Source organism: Wolbachia endosymbiont (group B) of Schoenobius gigantella (assembly GCF_964031005.1).
GTDB lineage: Bacteria > Pseudomonadota > Alphaproteobacteria > Rickettsiales > Anaplasmataceae > Wolbachia > Wolbachia pipientis.
Map to the genome: position 1 here is coordinate 614,046 of NZ_OZ035002.1, position 19,317 is coordinate 633,362.

The following is a 19,317-nucleotide window of genomic DNA, read 5'->3' on the forward strand; positions in this document are numbered from 1 at the left end:
TATGTATATTCGTTCAGGAGAACGGCAAATAAGGTAAACAAGTAATCTAAAAAAATAATCATAGAGAAACCGTGAGGTAATGTGGTTAATCTTGTAGAACTTTGCAAGAATCTAGAGAGAAAAATAGCAAAGTTAGAGGTTGTCCGGAAACTAGTAAATTCAAGCATATTCCCTCTTTAACATAACCCTACTCATAGCTAGGTATATGAAATTCTCAGTGGATGTTGTGAGTAAATCATACTCCTTCGATAGCCTTCTATTCCTATTAACCCAAGCAAAAGTCCTTTCTACAACCCATCTTCTTGGCTGTACTTTAAACCCTTGTTCTCTTGTTGGTAGTAGCTCAGGTGGCGTATCTTTGTGCACCCAAAATCTACATGGAGGCCTTTTAACAATTTCAATATCTATGTCATATTCTTCCTTTATGTGATTCTTTAAATTTCTTCCTTGGTATCCCATGTCAGCCCACATTTTTTTAACTTTAGTATATTTTGTTCTCATATTGTTTAATGCTATTTTAATACCATCTCTATCATTTTCGTTAGCAGCGCCTACGTAACAACCTAGTATAAAACCCTGAGTGTCTGTAATTATATGCCTTTTTCTACCCTTTACTTTTTTACTTCCATCATAGCCTTTGATCCCCCCTTTTCTGTAGTCTTTACAGATTGACTATCTACTATACAGGCACTCGGCTGCTCATTCCTTCCTATTTTTCTTCTACTATATTTTGTAATTTCATAATTCATTTTCTCAAAAATTCCCTGCTTCTTCCATTGCCTGAACTGCTCATACACAGTCTTCCATAGCGGAAAATCATTTGGTAAATACCGCCATTGACACCCTGTACGCAATACATAGAAAATTGCTTCTAATATTTCTTTTTTGCTATACTTTGGCAGCCTTCCTCCTTTCTTGTATGATACTCTGAAGTGTTTTTCTATTCTTGCCCATTCCCTTTCGCTTAGATCTGTTGGATACTTTTTTCTCATCTTTACCCCGTACTAAAATTTCAGATATTATAGCCTTTTACTTGTTTCCGGACAACCTCTTAGCTGAACGGACACTATTGTTATACTATATCTTATATACAATTGTGCAATATGGACAATGGCAACAAATTTACTAGCGAAATTCAGTGATTTATGATTGATGATTAAAGTTCTTAATTAGTAACCGTTCACACTTAATTCTTCAATCTCACTAATAGAAAGGCCAGTAAATTTGACAATAGTGTTGACATCAACATTGTTAGCCAGCATTGCTTTTGCGACTTCGATTTTTCCTTCGATTTTTCCTTCCTCTTTACCGATTTTGATGCCTCTTTCTTCGCCAATTTGGATGCCTTTTTCAGTAGCAAGGTCAAGTCTGTATTCAAGAATGGCTTCTTCTTTGCGCAGATCCATTATTCTTTCTTCATAAGTTATTAGATCTTTTTCATTCCAGTGAAACTTATCTAATTCATCATATGCTAGCTTTATTATTGGTGATTTTTCCGCAATTTTTCTGAGATCTTCGTCCGTTGTTTCATCTGCATATTTGAAAAAAAATAGCCAACGGTCTACTACACTTTCTAGTTGTTCTTCTCTACTCTTAGGAAATTTTGGCAGCTCTATGAAGATAAATTGAAAATCTTTTAAGTCATGCTCATTGGTTTTTTCATCTCTTATGGTATGGCTAGATATATAGTCAAGCTTATCAGGGAATAAGGTACAATTTGAAATCGCGATAAAGAAAATCTTCTTTAAATCAACGTATTTACCAGATTTATCAGCTTGTCTTGAGTAAGCCTTAGCAGCATAAAGTTGTGCGCGTTTTTCAAAGCCTTTAGTTTTAGCGACCTGGTTAGGTAAGGAAGTAGTATTGCTACTACTCCCTCCCTTAGAAACGCAGCATGCAGGTTTCCCCACACTACGCTTGAGCCCCTTATCTAAGTCCTTCTTTTCTCGAACCGGCTTGTCCTTCATGATTCCTCAGAAAACATCATTCTTAATGGTGACACCAACAGTAGAGAACCTTCTCTTGAGAAAGAGCTTGCTAAAATTTTTGTTTGTTTCACTCTTTCATCAAAATACTTTTTCCATTTTAAGTCAAGTGGATTTGCATCCGCCCTGATTTTAACATGTCGTCTGATAGGTATATCAATCAACCTAAGCAGTCTTAAATACCTTATCTCTTTCGGTTTGTTCTTGCATATGGGTGCAGCAAAGACCCATTGGCGTTGTTTCATTACCTTGAAGTAACGATTCTTTATCCAACGTAATCCTTTACGAGGATGTCTTTTCTTTGCCCATTTCCATAGAGCACACATAATTTCATGGTCTATTTTGTTAAAAGCTCTTTTCGCACACACATGGCTGTAGTAATTTCCCCATCCCCTTAATAGGGAATTGAGCAACTTGATTAGTACGGCCTGAGTGTTCGCTATGTTTGCCTTTATCAATGTACGTGCTTTATTAAGAAGTTTCTTAATACTTTCTTTTGAAGGTTTTATAATTAACTTCTTATTATACCTGCGTACATTACAACCAAGAAAGTCAAACCCTGTTGTAATAGATGTAATTTTTGTTTTCTCTTCGGAAAGGATAAGACCTCTCTCCTGAAGAAAGGACGATACTAGAGGTTTTACTTCATTTTCCAGTACTTCGCGTGTGATTCCTGAAATGATAAAGTCATCTGCGTACCTGATTACATTTACTCCACTTCTGATTTTGCTTCTTCTTTTACTGCCAAGTTTACCAAATTGACTTTCCAATGATTTTTCAAGTCCATTTAGGGCTAGATTTGCTAGTATTGGAGAGATGATACTACCTTGTGGGGTACCTGCAGTTGTGGAATACAGAGTTTTTGATTCTAGGAAGCCAGCTTTTAACCAGCTATGAAGAATTTTCTTCTCCATAGGAATATGCTTCATGAGCCATTCATGGTTAATGTTATCAAAACACCCTTTAATATCACCTTCGAGTATCCATTGTAGTTGGTTACGGCTTGCCAGTAACAAGTGACAAGCCACAGTAGCGTCTGCGCAGGATCTTTTTGGTCTAAAACCATAAGAGTGACGATCACTGATCGTTTCAGCTATCGGTTCCAAAGCAAACAAGTATAATGCTTGCATGGCTCTATCTTTTATCGTAGGGATTCCAAGAGGTCTTCTTTTGCCATTAGACTTACTGATGTATATCCGTTTTAGCGGAGAAGGTTTGTATCCTCTTTGTTTTAATAGCTTTATTCCTTGAAATTTTGTGTTGCAAGTTGACCATATTTGACGATCTACACCTGCTGTGTTTTTTCCTTGGTTTTCAGTTACTCTCTTAACCGCCAAAGCTTTGCCGCTAAAAGAGCGTGTGAGAAGGTGTTGTAAAGTTTTCACCTTACCCCATCTGCCTTGTTGGACAGCCTTAACAATACGCCTCTGTAGCCTCATAACAACTTTTTGGCATTTCTTCCAGGGTAACTGGTTCCATGCTTCGGAGTTATTGGTAGGTGCACTTACAGTTGTACTTGTAATCATCTGCTTTCCTACCTTAAGTGGTTAACAAAGTTTCTTGTCATGAGGGACCAAATGGAAGTCTGCTCGTTTTCACGCGAATTAATGTTACAAATTCTATCCATTTCGTTACAAAATGGCATTCGCTTTCTCCATTATCCTTTACCTGCACATCCATCAGCATTCCTTGCGGGTTGCCTGCCATATAGGCGAAAATACAGGCTTATCCTGTTCCTTTTGTCATACAATAGTGGGTTAGGTGGCTTCTCTATACCGGTGGAATTATTATTTGCGTACATCCAGAAATGAAAAATGTAACTCATCCACATTACCTTTTGGTCGGAGCTTATCAGCATCTTTAGCTCTTTAATCGTTACGATACTTATGAAGCTTCACTTACGTTCACCATACCACTAAGCCTAGCCCTCCAACCACATGATGCTTGTAGTTTATGCTTTCTCTTACGATTGAGCATCTTCTTTATCAAGAGGAGGTTCATTGTCCGCGTCGCTCGGCACCAACTGGTTACCCAATTCGCACTGATGCGTAGACTCAGATGGCAAAACATCTGGTTCAATAAGCTTTAGAATCCTTTCAGTTTCTTTCTGAATGAATTCCTCTCCTTTTAAACAATATGACCGAAGGCTTTCAGGTCGCACCATTTCTATAATATATCTTGAACCTTGAGAGTCCTTACAAAGAACATCAACAATACTCTGCTTTTTAGCGGCAATTTCAGGGTCCAAAATGGTAGCTAAGAATTCAACATCGTGAATAGCAGCTAAGCCAGTAAAGCCTAAAATATCGTTCAAGAAATGAATGAGAATATCTTTATTCTTCTCGGTGCCAAATATTCTTTTAAAGGCATAATCATTGCGAGCATCAAGAAACTTCGAAAGAGCCATGAGAAAGTAAGATAAAAAGCATTAATAATTATACACAATTGTGAAGAAATATTCAACTAAAATGCAAACATTTTGTATATCTTTATTTGGTAGTATTAACCTGTATAATATTTATGGTAGATATCTCAATAAGGTATCAGATAGCACAAAAAGTAAAAAGCTGGAGGTTAAAGCGAGGTTATACTCAAAAAGATTTAGCGGGAAAAATCGGCGTAACATATCAAATAGTACTACAATATGAAAAAGGAACACGTAAAATTTCGATTGAGAAGTTGTACGCTATAGCAGAAGTGTTATCGATAGGTATTGTAGACCTAATTCCTGTATCAAAGGAAAAAATCTGTTTTGAAGATGAGGGAGAGGAAATATTAAATCTAATAAGAGAATATAAAAAGATTAACGATCAGGAGTTACGTAGAATGTTTTGTTTACTAACCAAATTTGTTCAAGTTAGTGAGAAAAATAGTAAAAAAACGGAGAGAATAAAAATTGCAAAAGGTCTGGTTAAAGCAGGAGTTTCTGTTGATATTGTTGCAAAAACAATTGGTCTCTCTGCTGATGAATGTGTTGAAGAAAAAGGAGGTTCTATTTACTGCCAAATAGGAAAGAAGATAAAAGAATGGAGACTAGTGAGAGAGTATACTCAAAAGGATTTGGCTGAGAAAATGGATACAACACGTGATGAAATAAGCAATTATGAGCAAGAACGTGTGGCCATTCCACTGGAAAAATTATATGCAATAGCAGAAACATTATCAATTAGCATTACAGATCTGCTCATAGAAGAAGATGAGATAGTAGAAAATGAACTACCTGATTTAATAAAAGAATACAAAAAAATTGAGAGTCAAGAATTACGCTATGCGCTAATAAAATCTCTGTTTGAAAGCATACAAGTTTGCAAAGAGAAAGTGGAGAGAGTAGAAAAGATGAAAATTGCAAAGAATTTAGTTAAGGAAGGAATTTCTATCAATATTATTTTAAAAACAGTAGGCATCTCTTTAGGCGAAATTCAACAGATTTAAAATAAAAAAATCATTATCTATTAAGATCTTAATTTATTCATGAAAAAATAAGTAGAAAAGATTGAGAAATTGATTTGACTTCACTCGAAAGCTATGGCTTTATGCCAATGCTGATAAAAAACAGCAGTAAATATTAAAAAAAAGTTTGTTGTTAGTGAAGGGTAAATTATATGAATAAAAGTAAAGAAGAAATCGAATTCAGAATATTAGAAAGCAAAGGCAAAGCACTACTTGATCGTGAAATAATGGAAACGTTTCTAAGTGCAGTACATGAAAGGCCACAAGCTCAAGAAATTGCTAAAAATCTGGTGAATACTTATACGGGAGTAGGAAGGATTTTAGGTAGAGAAATGGATGACCTGAAAGTTATAGAAGGAGTAACTGATTCTGCAGTAGCAATGATCATGTGTGTTAAGGAAACACTAGAAAGGGTACTGAAAGAAAAGCTTAAGAGTGAGCCAATCATGGACTTATAAGGGATAGTAGAGTACTTAAACGTAAGTATAGGCCACTCAGAAAGGGAATGTGTAAAAATACTGTACTTGAATAAAAGGCGTCAACTAATTGGAGAAGAATCCTATATTGGTGAAATGGAAAAAGCACCAGTATACATAAAGGAAATTACAAGAAAGGCATTAATGAAAAATGCAACATCAATAATAATGTCACATAACCATCCTGGAGGGAGCTTAGAGCCATCAGAAGAAGATCAAGCAGTAACGAAGAGCTTAGCAGCAGCATGTAGTACTGTAAGCGTAAAATTGTTTGACCATATTATCATCACAAGTGGAGGCTATTTCAGCTTTCGAGAAAATGGATTGTTATAGTAGAAAGTATTTGCAAATCTACTCATTATAATTTATAATGAGTAGTAAGATGTATAAAGTTTATTGTACGCTTAAAAAGTATTTTTAATATGAGGTTTATATGACTAGTAAAGATCGGAATAAAAAGACTAATGTTAATCACAAGAAAATATTTGGTGCTCTTGAAGGCGTTGATATAAAGCAGTCTAAATTTGTGAGTAAAATTAATAACCAGAAGGAGATAAACCGGGAGGCCTCCCCTAGCAGAAACATTCGCGAAAACAAAATCAACTACGGGAAAAGCCTTGACTATGTTTATGGCACAAAACCTTTAAATGATCAAGCAGAAGATTTAAATCCATTTGCTTCAAATTTGCAAAAAATAAAACCAAGTGCAAGCGAAAGTGAAAAGTTGAGCTGGTTTAAGAGTGCTGTAGTAGAGACAAAAAACGTAAATGCATTGCATAAAGTTATAGAGCAAGTATTAGCCTCTGGAGCAAGAGTAAATGCATGTAATGATGGGGAGTGGAGCTTCGCAGAATACATGATATTGGGCACACACTTTCACAGATTAGAAAAAAGTGATCGAAAAAAGATAATGCGTAAGCTAATGCTAAGTGGTGCAGAGTTTCATGATACTCTACTACAGAATAAACTGATAGGTGAAATCTATAATGAGCTACAACCAGAAGTTCAGCCACAGATAGATGAGAGACTAGAAGAACTAGAGAAAGCTGGCGAAAGTGCTGTGCAAGAAGGAGAATTAATAGATGTTGAGATAGATAATACAACATCGTACATAGAGTTTTCTGGGAATAGCAAGGTAGAGGTAGCCAAAATACTGAGAGAGTTAGGGAGTAACATTTTAAAAATGGGTAATAATGCAGTTGAGATCAGAAGGGAGGAAGGAGGTGCAAGAAATTACGTTGATGTATCAGATGGTAGCTCCGTTGTGTTAGAATTTCCTACAAGCCTTGGTAAGCTAAATATTGTATTGTACCAGGACGTAAAAAACTGCAGTCAGGTACAAGTAAAAGTAGCGGATAAGGAAATGTGGGCTGAATTACAAAAAAGAGGCGAAGAAATAGGAAAAAATTGCCTCTTTGGGGGAGTGAATCTTAAGGAAGTGGTAGAAAGAGGTAATTTCACTAGGTGCGGCATATGGAGTGAAAAGCAGAAGGAAGTAAGTGAAAAATTGTTTTCATGGGCAGACAAAGTACGTGAAAATAGTAAAGAAACTTGTAGGGCACTTTAATTCATCAATTTAAAGGTTCCAGAGTCTGGCTATTATATCTGGAGCCTTTGAGCTATAGTATAAAATATTATATGTATGGTTCTTTTTGTGGAAAAAAGTCTAGATTATAAAGTGGGAGAAAAATTAAAAAGTTGGAGGTTAGAGAGAGGGTATACTCAGAAAGATTTAGCAGAGAAACTTGGTGTAAAGTACTGGGTAATACTTCAATATGAAAAAGGGAATCGTAGAATTTCAATTGAAAGGTTATATGCTATAACTGAGGCACTATCAATCAGTATTACGGATCTAATTCCTATATCAAAAAGCTGTCTTGAAGATGAGGGAGAAGAAATCTTAAATCTAGTAAGAGAATATAAAAAGATTAATGACCAGGAGTTACGTAAGATGTTTTGTTTACTAACCAATTTTGTCCAAGTTAGTGAAAAAAGTAGTAAAAAAGCAGAGAAAATAAAGATTGCAAAAGGTTTGGTTAAAGCAGGAGTTTCTGTTGATATTGTTGCAAAAACAATTGGCCTCTCTGCTGATGAATGCGTTGAAGAAAAAGGAGGTTCTATTTACTGCCAAATAGGAAAGAAGATAAAAGAATGGAGGCTAGTGAGAGAGTATACTCAAAAAGATTTAGTAGAAAAAATGAGTACAACACGTGACGAAATAAGCAACTATGAGCAAGGAAGGACTGCTGTTCCACTTGATAAATTATATGAAATGGCAGAAGCATTATCGATTAATATTACGGATCTACTAATAGAGGAAGGGAGTAAAGTGAAAAATGAGCTACCTGATTTGATTAAAGAATACAAAGAAATTGAGAGCCAAGAACTACGGCATGCACTAATAAAGTCTTTGTTTGAAGGGATACGGATTTGTGAGGAGAAAGTGAGAGAGATAGAAAGGATTAAAGTTGCAAAGGATTTAGTAAAAGGGGGAATTTCTATTGATATTATTTTGCAAATAATCGGTTTATCCGTTGATCAAATTGCATGAAAATTTATTTCTAAGTAAGGTATATATGTTTGTTTCTGTAAGCGATATTAGTTCTATAAGCTACAAAATAGGACAAAAAATAGAAGATAGCAGGTTAATGCGAGGGCATACTCAAGTAGAATTGGCAAGTGAAATAGGTTTAACATACCAAGAAGTAAACAGCTATGAAAATGGGTATATTCCTATTCCAATTGAAGTACTATATGTAATAGCAAGAGTATTGTCAGTTAATGCTATAGATTTATTACCCGAACCAGTAATAGTAAGGGAAGACAGCTATGAAGACGAGGAAATACTCTATCTAACGAAAATATATGAGAATCAAAAGTTAGGCAAAATAGTACCTTCATTAGTCAGGTTTGTTCATATTAGCGAAAAAATTAATCAAGAAGAGGCAAGGTTGGAAATAGCAAAAAATCTAGTGAAAGAAAGAGTTTCAGTTGACATAATTTCCCAGGCAACCGGCTTATCTATTTACGAGTATGATAATACAGAGAGAGAAATCTGCACTGATTCTATATATTACAGAATAGGGCAAAGAATAAGAGAATGGAGGTTAATAAGAAGGTATACTCAAAAAGATTTAGCGGATAAAGTTGGCGTAACACTCAAGGAAATACATGAATATGAAAGAGGTTATACTACCATACTATTTGATAAATTATATGAAATAGCAGGAGCATTATCAGTAAATATTAAAGTCTTGCTACCTGAAACGAGAGAAAGTAAAAAGCTATTGAGTTTAATAAACGAGTACAGAGAACCGGAATCATTAGATGCGTTAGTCAAATCTCTATCTGAAGATATGAAAAGCGGCAAGGAAAAAGTTAAAAAAGCAGAGAAAATCAGGGTTGCGAAAAATCTAGCAAAGGCAGGTGTTGCAATTGATATTATTGTGCGAGCAAGTGGCCTAACTGCTGATGAGTGTGAAAATTGAATTGTGTTAAAGACGGTACTGAGAAACATTATATTAAGATATAAGTAAAGATGGTTACGTATTTAATACATCTATTCTGAAAATTTGTTTAGCTGACTCAACTGAAGCATTTTCGTAAAGTTTTGCTGCTAATTTGCTTGTTTGATAACTTTCTTTAACGTCATCACAGCTAACACTGAAAACACATATTGCTAATGCTAGCAGAGAAGCTAGTTGGTAAAATTGCCACAGCCGTCAGTACTCCCGATTACTTTTCCTGATAATGTGATAGTATTCGCAAGTATTATCATATATTACAAAAAAATCAGTTAGCATTTCTGTTTATTAAAATTATACAATAAAGCTGCACTTTATATAATACTTCTCAAATCATTTCTACTAAATATTTATGAATATGGTTAAACAGTAGATAGAGGAAAACTTGTCTAGTATTGATCTTTTTTATAGTAAAGTTATCTCATAAAATATTAAATTGGGAGTTTTATGGATCACAGATTAAGAGCTTATTTGCTTGGAGTTACCTGGTTTATACTCAGTTTACTTAGTAGTGTAGTTAATGATACTATATCAAAATATCTAAGTTTACATCTCCAAAGTTTTGAAGTAATCTTTTTCCGCTTTTTATTTAGCACTATTACCCTTGTACCTTTTATGCTTTACTATGGAAGAGAAGCTTTTAAAACAAGTCAAATATCTATTCAGATAACTAGAGGAGTATTGTTATTTGTTGGAATAACCTTGTGGACCTATGGGTTAGCTATTTTTCCCATAGTAACTGCAACAGTTATAAGTTTTTCTATACCATTATTTGTTATACTTCTTGCAATCCCTTTACTAAATGAAAATATAATTTGGCAAAGATGGTCAGTAACTGTTATTGGCTTTGTTGGTATTGCTATTACTACCAAAGCTTATAGTGAAGACTTTAATCCTAAAATTCTTATTTTTATTGTATCTACATTAATCTTTGCTATATTAGACATACTTAATAAGAAACTCGCAATAAAAGAGTCCATAATAAGTATGTTATTTTATTCAGCTCTAACAACAACTATTTTTTCCACTGTGCCTTTGCTGTTTTATTGGCATTTGCCTTCCTTGTTAGAATTAGTATTACTACTGATTTTGGGAATTAATTCAAATCTAATTCTGTTCTTCACATTAAAAGCTTTTACTCTTGCAGATGCTACTGCACTTGCACCATATAGATACATAGAGCTAATAATTTCTGCAATAGTAACATATGTTATGTTTAATGAGTTGCCTGATAAAAGTGCTTTGTATGGTATTTTAATATTAATACCATCGACTTTGTTTATAGTTTATTCAGAAAGTAAAGTAATTAAGAAAAATAATGTATGCAACGCTAGAGTAAAAATTTATGACTCTAATTGTTAATGATGTTCTTTTTAAATGTTTAAGCAGTTGAGCTACATTAGGATATTTTTAAGGTGATGACAAGATGTATATAACCATTATAGGAATAGGGTATGTAGGTTTAGTATCTTGTGCAATGTTATCAGAGCAGGGTCATAACGTTGATTGCATTGACATAAATACTAAGAAGATTGAGTTATTGAAATTAGGAAAAATTCCTATATATGAGCCTGGATTAGCAGACTATTTAGAGAATAATATAAAGTTACAAAGGATAAGATTCTTCGATTCGTATTCTCAAATAAATCCCAACACAGAAGTAGTGTTTGTAACTGTAGATACTCCATCAGACTCCCTAGGAAATGCAAATTTACAGAATGTATATAATGCAGTAAGTGAAGTTTCTGAGAGAGTTAATCAAGATTGCTTAATAGTGATAAAGTCAACTGTTCCTCCTGGTACTGCAGAAAATATATATAATTATTTATCTAATAAGGGCTATAACTTTGATTTGGGGGTTAATCCAGAGTTTCTCAAGCAAGGCTCTGCAGTATCAGATTTTTTATACCCAGATAGGATAATAATAGGAGTAAAAACTAAGCTAGCTAGAGCAAAACTAGAAGTTATATATAGATCATTTATAGATAAGAATATTCCGTTAATAGTCACTGATACAGTTACTGCTGAAATGATTAAATATGCTTCTAATGCTTTTCTAGCAACAAAGGTTGCTTTTATCAATGAGATGGCAGGTTTATGTGAGCTATTAGGAGCAGACATTGACCTTTTAGCTAACAGTATGGGAATGGACCATAGAATAGGTAAGGAATTTCTCAAAGCTGGTCCAGGATTTGGAGGATCATGTTTTCCTAAAGATTTGTCAGCTTTAATAAGGCTTGCTGAAGATCACAATGTCAAGCTACACATTTTAAATTCAGTTAAGGAATCTAACTATAATCATATAACAAACATTGCTAAAAAGGTAGAATATGTATTAAATGGAGTCCAAAATAAAAAAATAGCAATATGGGGGCTAACTTTTAAGTCTGGTACTGATGATGTAAGAAATAGCCCAGCTATAGATATTGCACAATTGTTAGTGAATAACAAGGCTAAAATTACTGCATATGACCCAATGGGGATGGATAATGCTAGGCAAGTTCTAAAGGATATAGAATACGCGGACAATGCTATAGGGGCTGCAAGGGACGCGGAAGCCTTGTTATTGTTAACGGAGTGGAAAGAATTTAAAAATCAAGATTTTGCAAGTTTAAAGAGTATTATGGCTGCACCTAATGTTTTTGATTTCCGTAATTTATTAGATAGCGAGCTATTACTAAGATATGGTTACCATGTTTATTCCTTGGGTAAAAAATCTATCTACAAAGTTTAACTGTTGAGAAATTTTTTTTACACCGCTTTACTTAGTTTTTTTAGATCTTTGCTTGATAGTATGGAAAAGCAAACGAGTGCAACAACAGAGCAAATGGAAAAAAATGAAAACATAATACTGTTACCATAGTGCTTAACAAGTACTCCTAAAACCACGCATGAAAATATTGAACTTGCAATATACCCAAATAATCCTGTTAAGCTTACAATTGCACATACATTATTTTGTGGAGCAATTTCTATAGCTATAACACCTGTCAGTACTTGCACTCCAAATATAAAGAATCCTGATAAGATTGCACAAAGGTTCATAAGAATTATGTTTTGACCAAAGTTCATTGCAATAAAAGTGAGTGCTATACCCAACATGTAAAGTAATGCCAGCAAGCTTCTATTTTGAAAGAAGTACATATCACTAATTCTTCCTGTGATTAAAGTTCCAAGGATTCCACCTAAATCATATACACCTGTTATTAGTGAGGATTGTACAAGAGAAATTTGTAATTTATCCCTTAAAATTATAGGAAACCAAAAGAAGATTCCCATTTTTATAATATAAGCACAAAAAGTAGCACAACATAGAAACCATATGGAACTTGTTACCTTGATACCTATTTGAGATTTATGCACCTTATAATAGGTAGTAAAGTTGGCACTTTCTTTGTAATATGCTTTTAATATTATATAAATTCCAAAAAGTAAGCATAAGAGACCAGAGTACAAAAATGCACTTTTTGCATCATATATTTTAATTATACTTGGTAATACAATTAAAGTAATACAAGAACCAAGTTGCTGAGATGAGCTCATAACTCCCCATGATGATGCAATTGAAGAGATGCTAGAGTTTGTAACCATAAACTTGGTAATAGCTGGCCAACCTAACCCTTGTGTCCAAGCTAATAATATTAATGTTAACAGTAATAAAGTTAGATTATTATATGATAAAGTTATACCAATGGTTAATAATCCAGTTGCAATATTGCATAGCCCAAACATAAATAATGGATTATTTTTGGAGTCCATTATTATTCCATTAACAAATTTTGATACTCCATAAAAAAAAGAAAAGCAGGCAAAAAAATAGCTTAATTTTACATGGTCAGTATCTATTAACAGTGGTAGAGCAATTGGTATACTTTGTCTTGATAAATAAAGCAGCATATATCCACAGAAGAATAGTAAATATTGAAAGAAGACAAAGTTCACACCTATTCCCAAATAGCTCTATGCAGATGCTAGCATAATACTATATTGGTATAATATTGTTTGACAAGAAGTTTGCAAACAATTAGTGCAAAAAATTACTTACTTAGTATCTTTCTTATAGCAGATACAGTAGTATTAATATCTTCATAGCTTATATCTCTATGTGTTATAGCTCTGATTTTACCTTTGATGTTAGCCATTCTAATTCCATAATTTGTCATTAGTACGTTTATTAATTCTTGAGTAGATATACAATTAGTACGTAATGAAAAATACGCTATATTAGTTTTATACAGGTCGATATCAATTATAACTTGATCTATGGAGTCTAGGCCTTCTATAAGGTGCTGCATTTTTTTATGATCCTCTTCTAAAGAATTTACATTATTATGTAGAGCATATAAACATGCAGCTGAAATAATGCCAGCTTGGTGCATACCTCCGCCAATTTGAAACTTATAGTACCAAGCTTTTTCAATAAACTCTTCACTTCCAAGCAATATTGCGCCCATTGGAGCACCTAATCCTTTACTAAAATCAATGAATACCGAATCAAAATAACTTGCATACTCCTTTGGAGATATTTTAGTATGAGCACAAGCGTTGAACAGTCTTGCTCCATCTAAATGAGTGAATACGTCATTCTCTTTGCAGAGACTTGAGATCTCTTGAATATATTCTAAAGGCCACACAGCTCCACCACCAAAATTTGTCGTTTGTTCGATAGAAACAAGCCCAACTCTCGGAATATTTCTTAAACTAGGACGAGTAATAAACTCAACAATTTGTTCTCCAGTAAATATTCCTCTCGTACCTTTGATGGGCAAAGGAGTAGCATGTGCCTGGGCCGCAATCAAGCCAGATTGTACTATGAGCGGATGTGAAGTTTCATCAAGCAGCAAGTAATCACCAGGTCTTTGAATGTGTACTTTATAAGCAATTACATTGGACATCGTTCCTGAAATCAACAAGATTCCTGCAGGTTTACCTAATATTTTACATGCGGTTGCCACTAATTCGTTCACAGTTGGATCTTCACATGCAGCTTCGTTTCCAACTTTTGCTTTAGCCATCGCTTCCCTCATTTTAGCTGAAGGGTCAGTGTTTGAATCGCTAAAGAAATCTATTTTTATTCTCATATTAAATTTAACACAACCTCCTTTATAATTTCAGCAGCTTTCATGATGTCTGTTTTCTTTGTGCCAAGATGGGTAACTGCTCTTATATGAGACTCGAGCCAAGGAAAAAGCAATAAACCATAAGCTTGGCACTTACTCAAGAAAACCTCATTAGTTACATTTAGTGCTTTTATACTAAAGCTTACTATATTAGTTTCTGGATAAGGTAGTACCAGTTTTATGTGTGGAATTTCTTTAATCTTATCTGCAAGTAATTTAGCGAGCTTATTATCTTCTTTAAGCCTAGAGATATTATTCTGTAGTACGTATTTTGCTGCATTAGCACAATACCCTATCTGATGATAACCACTACCTAGCCAAACCTGTAGCTTTTTAGCCCTTTCAATTATCTCTCTTTTACCCATAAGCATTGAACCAAAAGGAGCTCCAAGTCCTTTAGTAAAAGAAAAGCTCATTGTATCCACGTATTTAGCATAATCTGCTAAAGCAATATTCGTTTCGATATGAGCATTAAATATTCTTGCACCGTCTAAATGAAGATTTACATTGTGAGCTTTTAAAAAGTTATATAACTCAACTTGTTTTTCAAAAGGATAAATTTTACCATTAAACCCATTTATACTATTTTCTATAGAAACAAGACTCACCTGAGCAAAAATTTTATACCTCGGCTTAGAATTAATAGCATATTCTACTTCATCAACATCTAAGATTCCGCTATTATTTCTAATGCAATTAAATACGATATTATTTACTTTTGCATTGCCTGCGCTATCGAAAAAATTAACGTGATAATTATAATGAGTTATGAGTTCATCACCAGGACTTGTTTGACTGGCAATGGCTAATCTATTTGCAAGCATACCGCTGGTTACAAATAATGCTTCTTCTACTTTGAATAGTTGTTTGCAATATTCTGATAAGTCATTACAGCTTTTGTCTTCACCATAAGCAAAATCTCCAACAGTTGCATTACTTATTGCATGTATAACGTTGGAGCTCTGCAGAGTTGTAGTGTCACTTCTCAGATCAATAATTTTTTCCATCTTATTTTTTGCCATTCAAACAACCAATTTGAGCATTCCAAAGTTCCTTGTAAAGACCTTGCTTAGAAACTAATTCAGCGTGTTTACCATCTTGGACAATTTTTCCTTTGTTAAATACTAGAATTCGGTCCATATGTAAAAGTGTAGAAATACGGTGTGCTATAGTAATGGTGGTTTTATTTTCCATCAACTTAAATAAACTCATTTGAATTGTTTTCTCTGTTATAGAATCTAACTGACTAGTTGGCTCATCGAAAAATAATATCGGAGCGTTTTTTAGAAATGCTCTCGCTATGATTATTCTTTGTCTTTCTCCTCCAGATAGCTTTATGCCTTTTTCTCCGACTACAGTTTCATATTGATCGGGTAGAGTCATAATGAAATCGTGAATACCAGCCAGCTTTGCAGCTCTTATTATTTCTTCGATAGTAGATTGAAGTTTACCATATATAATATTTGCTAAAATAGTATCATGAAACAACAATGGTTCTTGAGGTATTACAGATATTTGTTGCCTCAAAGAACTCTGTGTAACTTCCGATACTACTTGATTATCAATCTGTATATTACCTTTTTTAACATCAAATAGCCTTAGAATTAAGTTTATAAAAGTAGATTTACCACCTCCAGAATAACCAACTAGACCTACCTTTTCGCAAGGATTAATGGTAACTGAAAAATCTTGAAATAATGGCTCCTGACCTTCATAAGAAAAAGAAACATTATTAAACGTTATTCTTCCACTTAATAAATTTAATTCTTTAGCATTTTCCTTATCTTGAATTTCTGGTACGGTAGTCAAGATTGGCAATGCATCTGAAACTTTGCCGAAATGAGTAGAAAATTGGGTAAGATTCCTAGTTAGATGGTTAAGAAACTCTATAATCGATATATTAATTCCAAGTACAAGAGCAATATCTCCTTGTATCTTGTCAAAAGCATCTGATGTTTTAAGCTTAAGCATTAGGTGGAGAAGGGAAGAACTTTGAATATCTCCTTAGATATAAAATCTGTGTGGTAGACAAGAGTTCCCTTCTCAAAAGTATAGGCTGAACGGTATCGTAGAAAGACCTAAATGGTTATAATTCTGTATCCACAAGGTTAGCCTTACTTTTCATTTTAATAGTAACGTATGGAGTTATATATGATCAACAACTTTTTGGGTATAGACATATCAAAAGATCGCTTTGATGTTTCTCTTTCATTCATAAGCAACAAAGGAAAACGTGAAACCAGGAAAAGGAGTTTCAAGAATAATGATCATGGGTTTCAAGGTTTACTGAGCTTTCTACAAAAGCATAATGTAGAACAAGTAAAAGCCTGCATGGAAGCTACTGGTTGTTATAGTGAAGCCTTAGCTGAATTTCTACACAATACTGGACATTTTGTGAGTGTTGTTAATCCAGCTTGTATAAGATTTTATGCAAAAAGTAAGCTTATACGACAAAAGAATGATCAGACTGATGCAGAGATAATTGCCGATTATTGCCAAAGACAGGAACCTATTCGTTGGGCACCACCTTCTCCTGAGTTAAAGAAATTAAAGCATCTTTATCGTTGCTCGGCTGCGTTAAAAGATGAATTGACATTAGTAAATAACCACTTAGAAAAAAAAGAGAGACTGCCTAAAGAAGTTGCAAATGCTTGGGAAGACCTTGCAATGAACATAAAACAAAAAATAGAAAGAATAAAAAACTCCTTACGTGAACTATTAAATAAACACAAAGAATTGTTGGAAAATTTTCAACTTCTATTGACCATTCCAGGAATAGGAGAAGAATCAGCAGTAGCTATTTTGGCTGAAGTTCCTAACATAAAAGCTTTCAAGGATGCCAGGCAATTGGCAGCATATGCTGGAGCTATACCACGAAATATAACGTCAGGTACGTCTGTACATGCCAAGCCCAGATTAAGTAATCCGGTTCACGAACATTATGTAAGGCAATGTACTTTCCTGCCATAGTAGCTAAGAATCATAATCCTACTATTATGACTTTTTGCAAAAGGTTAAAAGAGAAAGGCAAGCATAACATGGCCATTGTGGGAGCTGCAATGCGTAAGTTACTCCATATTGTTTTTGGTGTTTTAAGGTCAAAGAAGGCTTTTGATCCAGATCATATCAAAAACTACAGAGCTAGGAGTTTGGCTGAAAGTTTAGTGCTTTAAAATCAAAAAACGCTCCAATTATGTAAAATAGTATCTTACACAAATTTTGTAACTGGTTAGTGAATATGTTGATAAGTAAATTAATTTTATACGTACAAAAAAGCGGAAATTTACTTATCAACATATTCACTAACTATAATCTGTGTACCGTTACACAAAATGTGAATTGGAAGTATTTTTTAATTTTATGATACAGCTTGAACAATTTTTGTAATTTTTTTGTTGACTTGCAAGACGGTATCTACTACTGGCTGCAATACATCGAATATACTCACCTCCAAAATCAATATCTCCCCTACAAATTGTCCTTCACCAATCTCGTATAATTTATCTGGCTGTTGTTTTAATATTTGCACCATATATGACTTATCCTTTGATTCATACAACGCTTGCTGCCCTAGATGTGCAAAACAATCTGCAAATAATCTTTTAATATCTCTAAACATAATTTTTTAGTTGCTTTTTATTCTTTAGTTGATATAATGCTTCCTGTTCGGGGTATTAAAAACAATCTGCACTTAGCTTTACCTCACCTGTTATGCAGCAAGTTTTACAAGTATACCTGGGCGATGGCACATTGGTAGAGGGTTTGATTGGGTATGAAGGTCAGTCCCTCTATCAAATCTTCTTGGCTCTTGTTTTGCATAGAGCGGTTGTCCTAGTGTATTTACCGTTTCATTAAAGTCCGCTGGCGCAAAGTAAGTAGTAAATGTGCTTGCTGTACCAAGTGGAAAACAGTGACCTGTATCTTTCTCAATAAATCTTCTCACGGTTCCTTCAGGATCAGTTGCTTGTCCTCTGTATTCCTCAAATGTTATTCCACAAAACGTAAATCCTGATCTCATATCATTCCGAAGCGCTGCTCCTTCTTGCCATCTTTCATATGCTTCTTTTACTTTACTATGCGAAGTTAATGCATCAAAAAATTCAGGGCTTACCAAAGCATGTACTCCTGTCATATATTCACCACTTAGATTATCTTCTATATGCCGGAGTACTTCCATACACTTACGCTTTACATCTGTTGTTGCTATTCCCAGTGCAAAATTTACTACTTTTGGCGTAATTTCAAATTCGTTGTAAAGATTTAACAATTCACTGCCATCAGCGTCCAGAATAATCCCTTTCAACGCCCCCATTCGCAAATGTTCTAACGTTATCGCGTGCTTGTTCCTCATCAATTCCAGATGATCTGTTACCACGTTAGCCAACGCTTTCAGTTCATTCTCTGACCCAAATGCCCTTATCCCTTGCACTTCCTCAGGTAACACTACGTCATCATGGGGAATATGTGGTATCGTAAACGTTCTTATTTTTCGTTTTCCACGTTTTCCCACTGTTGCTGGTGCTCCGGGAACTTGCGTTGGTAATAGGCTCAAAACACCGTTTTGCTCTTCTATCGTAATATGTCGGAATCTTACCGATCTACTTGGAAATAAATTTAAGCTTTCTGTTCGACCATAATTTATCGGCAATATGTTTATTGCTTTAGTTAATTCCGTCATACTAAATGCTGAATTTGTAAATGGATTTTGCATGTTTTTTCCCCTTTAATGCTGTAGATGTTTGTTGGCTTTTAAGCCCTTTGC

15 protein-coding genes and 4 pseudogenes are annotated in these 19,317 nt (G+C 34.3%); 8 read left to right on the top strand and 11 right to left on the bottom strand.

Annotation, left to right across the window (positions count from 1 at the left end; all coding sequences use genetic code 11):
- Positions 1–159: 159 nt before the first annotated feature.
- The 5 genes and pseudogenes from ACQH2O_RS02945 to ACQH2O_RS02965 form a co-directional block, all read right to left on the bottom strand.
- A protein-coding gene (locus ACQH2O_RS02945) for an IS5-like element ISWpi1 family transposase (protein ID WP_264374449.1) occupies positions 160–992 on the bottom strand; the annotation gives its coding sequence in 2 pieces (ribosomal slippage) (positions 160–623 and positions 623–992; 834 coding nt in all).
- Between the two features lie 177 nt (positions 993–1,169).
- On the bottom strand, positions 1,170–1,967 hold the full coding sequence (locus ACQH2O_RS02950) for an Rpn family recombination-promoting nuclease/putative transposase (RefSeq protein ID WP_182282561.1): 798 nt from the start codon (positions 1,965–1,967) through the stop codon (positions 1,170–1,172).
- Entirely contained in the window at positions 1,964–3,511 is a 1,548-nt protein-coding gene (ltrA, locus tag ACQH2O_RS02955) for a group II intron reverse transcriptase/maturase (RefSeq protein ID WP_425385084.1), read from the bottom strand. The genes ACQH2O_RS02950 and ltrA overlap by 4 nt, the downstream gene beginning before the upstream one ends.
- A gap of 37 nt (positions 3,512–3,548) precedes the next feature.
- Complete coding sequence (locus ACQH2O_RS02960) at positions 3,549–3,692, bottom strand: hypothetical protein (protein WP_173862902.1); 144 nt, start codon at positions 3,690–3,692, stop codon at positions 3,549–3,551.
- Positions 3,693–4,146: 454 nt separating this feature from the next.
- A pseudogene (locus tag ACQH2O_RS02965) lies at positions 4,147–4,392 on the bottom strand (PD-(D/E)XK nuclease family transposase); the annotation flags it as partial.
- 113 nt (positions 4,393–4,505) lie between these two features.
- Here ACQH2O_RS02965 and wmk (ACQH2O_RS02970) point away from each other — a divergent pair.
- The 7 genes and pseudogenes from wmk (ACQH2O_RS02970) (at position 4,506) to ACQH2O_RS03000 (ending at position 12,169) form a co-directional block, all read left to right on the top strand.
- Positions 4,506–5,417, top strand: coding sequence for a WO male-killing family protein Wmk (wmk, locus tag ACQH2O_RS02970; RefSeq protein WP_425385287.1), 912 nt, complete (start codon positions 4,506–4,508; stop codon positions 5,415–5,417).
- Between the two features lie 170 nt (positions 5,418–5,587).
- Positions 5,588–6,244: pseudogene (locus tag ACQH2O_RS02975) on the top strand (JAB domain-containing protein).
- A 100-nt stretch (positions 6,245–6,344) separates the two neighbouring features.
- The gene (locus ACQH2O_RS02980; RefSeq protein WP_425385288.1) at positions 6,345–7,478 is read left to right on the top strand and encodes a hypothetical protein; all 1,134 of its coding nucleotides are present in this window, start codon (positions 6,345–6,347) and stop codon (positions 7,476–7,478) included.
- A gap of 75 nt (positions 7,479–7,553) precedes the next feature.
- The gene (wmk, locus tag ACQH2O_RS02985) at positions 7,554–8,462 is read left to right on the top strand and encodes a WO male-killing family protein Wmk (RefSeq protein WP_006280075.1); all 909 of its coding nucleotides are present in this window, start codon (positions 7,554–7,556) and stop codon (positions 8,460–8,462) included.
- 25 nt (positions 8,463–8,487) lie between these two features.
- Entirely contained in the window at positions 8,488–9,399 is a 912-nt protein-coding gene (wmk, locus tag ACQH2O_RS02990) for a WO male-killing family protein Wmk (RefSeq protein WP_425385289.1), read from the top strand.
- 483 nt (positions 9,400–9,882) lie between these two features.
- The gene (locus ACQH2O_RS02995; protein ID WP_425385290.1) at positions 9,883–10,797 is read left to right on the top strand and encodes a DMT family transporter; all 915 of its coding nucleotides are present in this window, start codon (positions 9,883–9,885) and stop codon (positions 10,795–10,797) included.
- 64 nt (positions 10,798–10,861) lie between these two features.
- Complete coding sequence (locus tag ACQH2O_RS03000; protein ID WP_425385291.1) at positions 10,862–12,169, top strand: UDP-glucose dehydrogenase family protein; 1,308 nt, start codon at positions 10,862–10,864, stop codon at positions 12,167–12,169.
- A gap of 17 nt (positions 12,170–12,186) precedes the next feature.
- On the opposite strand, the gene ACQH2O_RS03005 is transcribed toward ACQH2O_RS03000, so the two are convergent.
- The 4 genes and pseudogenes from ACQH2O_RS03005 to ACQH2O_RS03020 form a co-directional block, all read right to left on the bottom strand.
- Positions 12,187–13,332, bottom strand: coding sequence for an MFS transporter (locus tag ACQH2O_RS03005; protein ID WP_425385292.1), 1,146 nt, complete (start codon positions 13,330–13,332; stop codon positions 12,187–12,189).
- Between the two features lie 140 nt (positions 13,333–13,472).
- Entirely contained in the window at positions 13,473–14,516 is a 1,044-nt protein-coding gene (locus ACQH2O_RS03010) for a threonine aldolase family protein (protein ID WP_425385293.1), read from the bottom strand.
- Entirely contained in the window at positions 14,513–15,562 is a 1,050-nt protein-coding gene (locus tag ACQH2O_RS03015) for a threonine aldolase family protein (RefSeq protein WP_425385379.1), read from the bottom strand. Before ACQH2O_RS03015 ends, ACQH2O_RS03010 begins: the two co-directional genes overlap by 4 nt.
- Before the next feature lies 1 nt (position 15,563).
- Positions 15,564–16,484, bottom strand: a pseudogene (locus tag ACQH2O_RS03020) (ABC transporter ATP-binding protein); the annotation flags it as partial.
- Positions 16,485–16,706: 222 nt separating this feature from the next.
- Here ACQH2O_RS03020 and ACQH2O_RS03025 point away from each other — a divergent pair.
- Positions 16,707–17,728 (top strand): annotated as a pseudogene (locus ACQH2O_RS03025) (IS110 family transposase).
- 185 nt (positions 17,729–17,913) lie between these two features.
- Here ACQH2O_RS03025 and ACQH2O_RS03030 read toward each other — a convergent pair.
- Together ACQH2O_RS03030 and ACQH2O_RS03035 are read right to left on the bottom strand one after the other, a co-directional pair.
- Complete coding sequence (locus tag ACQH2O_RS03030) at positions 17,914–18,174, bottom strand: head-tail joining protein (RefSeq protein ID WP_010082171.1); 261 nt, start codon at positions 18,172–18,174, stop codon at positions 17,914–17,916.
- A gap of 90 nt (positions 18,175–18,264) precedes the next feature.
- On the bottom strand, positions 18,265–19,266 hold the full coding sequence (locus ACQH2O_RS03035; RefSeq protein WP_010962476.1) for a major capsid protein: 1,002 nt from the start codon (positions 19,264–19,266) through the stop codon (positions 18,265–18,267).
- Between the last annotated feature and the right edge of the window lie 51 nt (positions 19,267–19,317).

Excerpts from the sequence above, each read along its gene's own strand:
- ACQH2O_RS02950 (WP_182282561.1), bottom strand. The coding sequence starts at position 1,967 with ATGAAGGACAAGCCGGTTCGAGAAAAGAAGGACTTAGATAAGGGGCTC.
- ltrA (WP_425385084.1), bottom strand. The coding sequence starts at position 3,511 with ATGATTACAAGTACAACTGTAAGTGCACCTACCAATAACTCCGAAGCA.
- ACQH2O_RS02960 (WP_173862902.1), bottom strand. The coding sequence starts at position 3,692 with ATGGCAGGCAACCCGCAAGGAATGCTGATGGATGTGCAGGTAAAGGAT.
- wmk (WP_425385287.1), top strand. The coding sequence starts at position 4,506 with ATGGTAGATATCTCAATAAGGTATCAGATAGCACAAAAAGTAAAAAGC.
- ACQH2O_RS02980 (WP_425385288.1), top strand. The coding sequence starts at position 6,345 with ATGACTAGTAAAGATCGGAATAAAAAGACTAATGTTAATCACAAGAAA.
- wmk (WP_006280075.1), top strand. The coding sequence starts at position 7,554 with ATGGTTCTTTTTGTGGAAAAAAGTCTAGATTATAAAGTGGGAGAAAAA.
- wmk (WP_425385289.1), top strand. The coding sequence starts at position 8,488 with ATGTTTGTTTCTGTAAGCGATATTAGTTCTATAAGCTACAAAATAGGA.
- ACQH2O_RS02995 (WP_425385290.1), top strand. The coding sequence starts at position 9,883 with ATGGATCACAGATTAAGAGCTTATTTGCTTGGAGTTACCTGGTTTATA.
- ACQH2O_RS03000 (WP_425385291.1), top strand. The coding sequence starts at position 10,862 with ATGTATATAACCATTATAGGAATAGGGTATGTAGGTTTAGTATCTTGT.
- ACQH2O_RS03005 (WP_425385292.1), bottom strand. The coding sequence starts at position 13,332 with ATGCTGCTTTATTTATCAAGACAAAGTATACCAATTGCTCTACCACTG.
- ACQH2O_RS03010 (WP_425385293.1), bottom strand. The coding sequence starts at position 14,516 with ATGAGAATAAAAATAGATTTCTTTAGCGATTCAAACACTGACCCTTCA.
- ACQH2O_RS03015 (WP_425385379.1), bottom strand. The coding sequence starts at position 15,562 with ATGGAAAAAATTATTGATCTGAGAAGTGACACTACAACTCTGCAGAGC.
- ACQH2O_RS03030 (WP_010082171.1), bottom strand. The coding sequence starts at position 18,174 with ATGTTTAGAGATATTAAAAGATTATTTGCAGATTGTTTTGCACATCTA.
- ACQH2O_RS03035 (WP_010962476.1), bottom strand. The coding sequence starts at position 19,266 with ATGCAAAATCCATTTACAAATTCAGCATTTAGTATGACGGAATTAACT.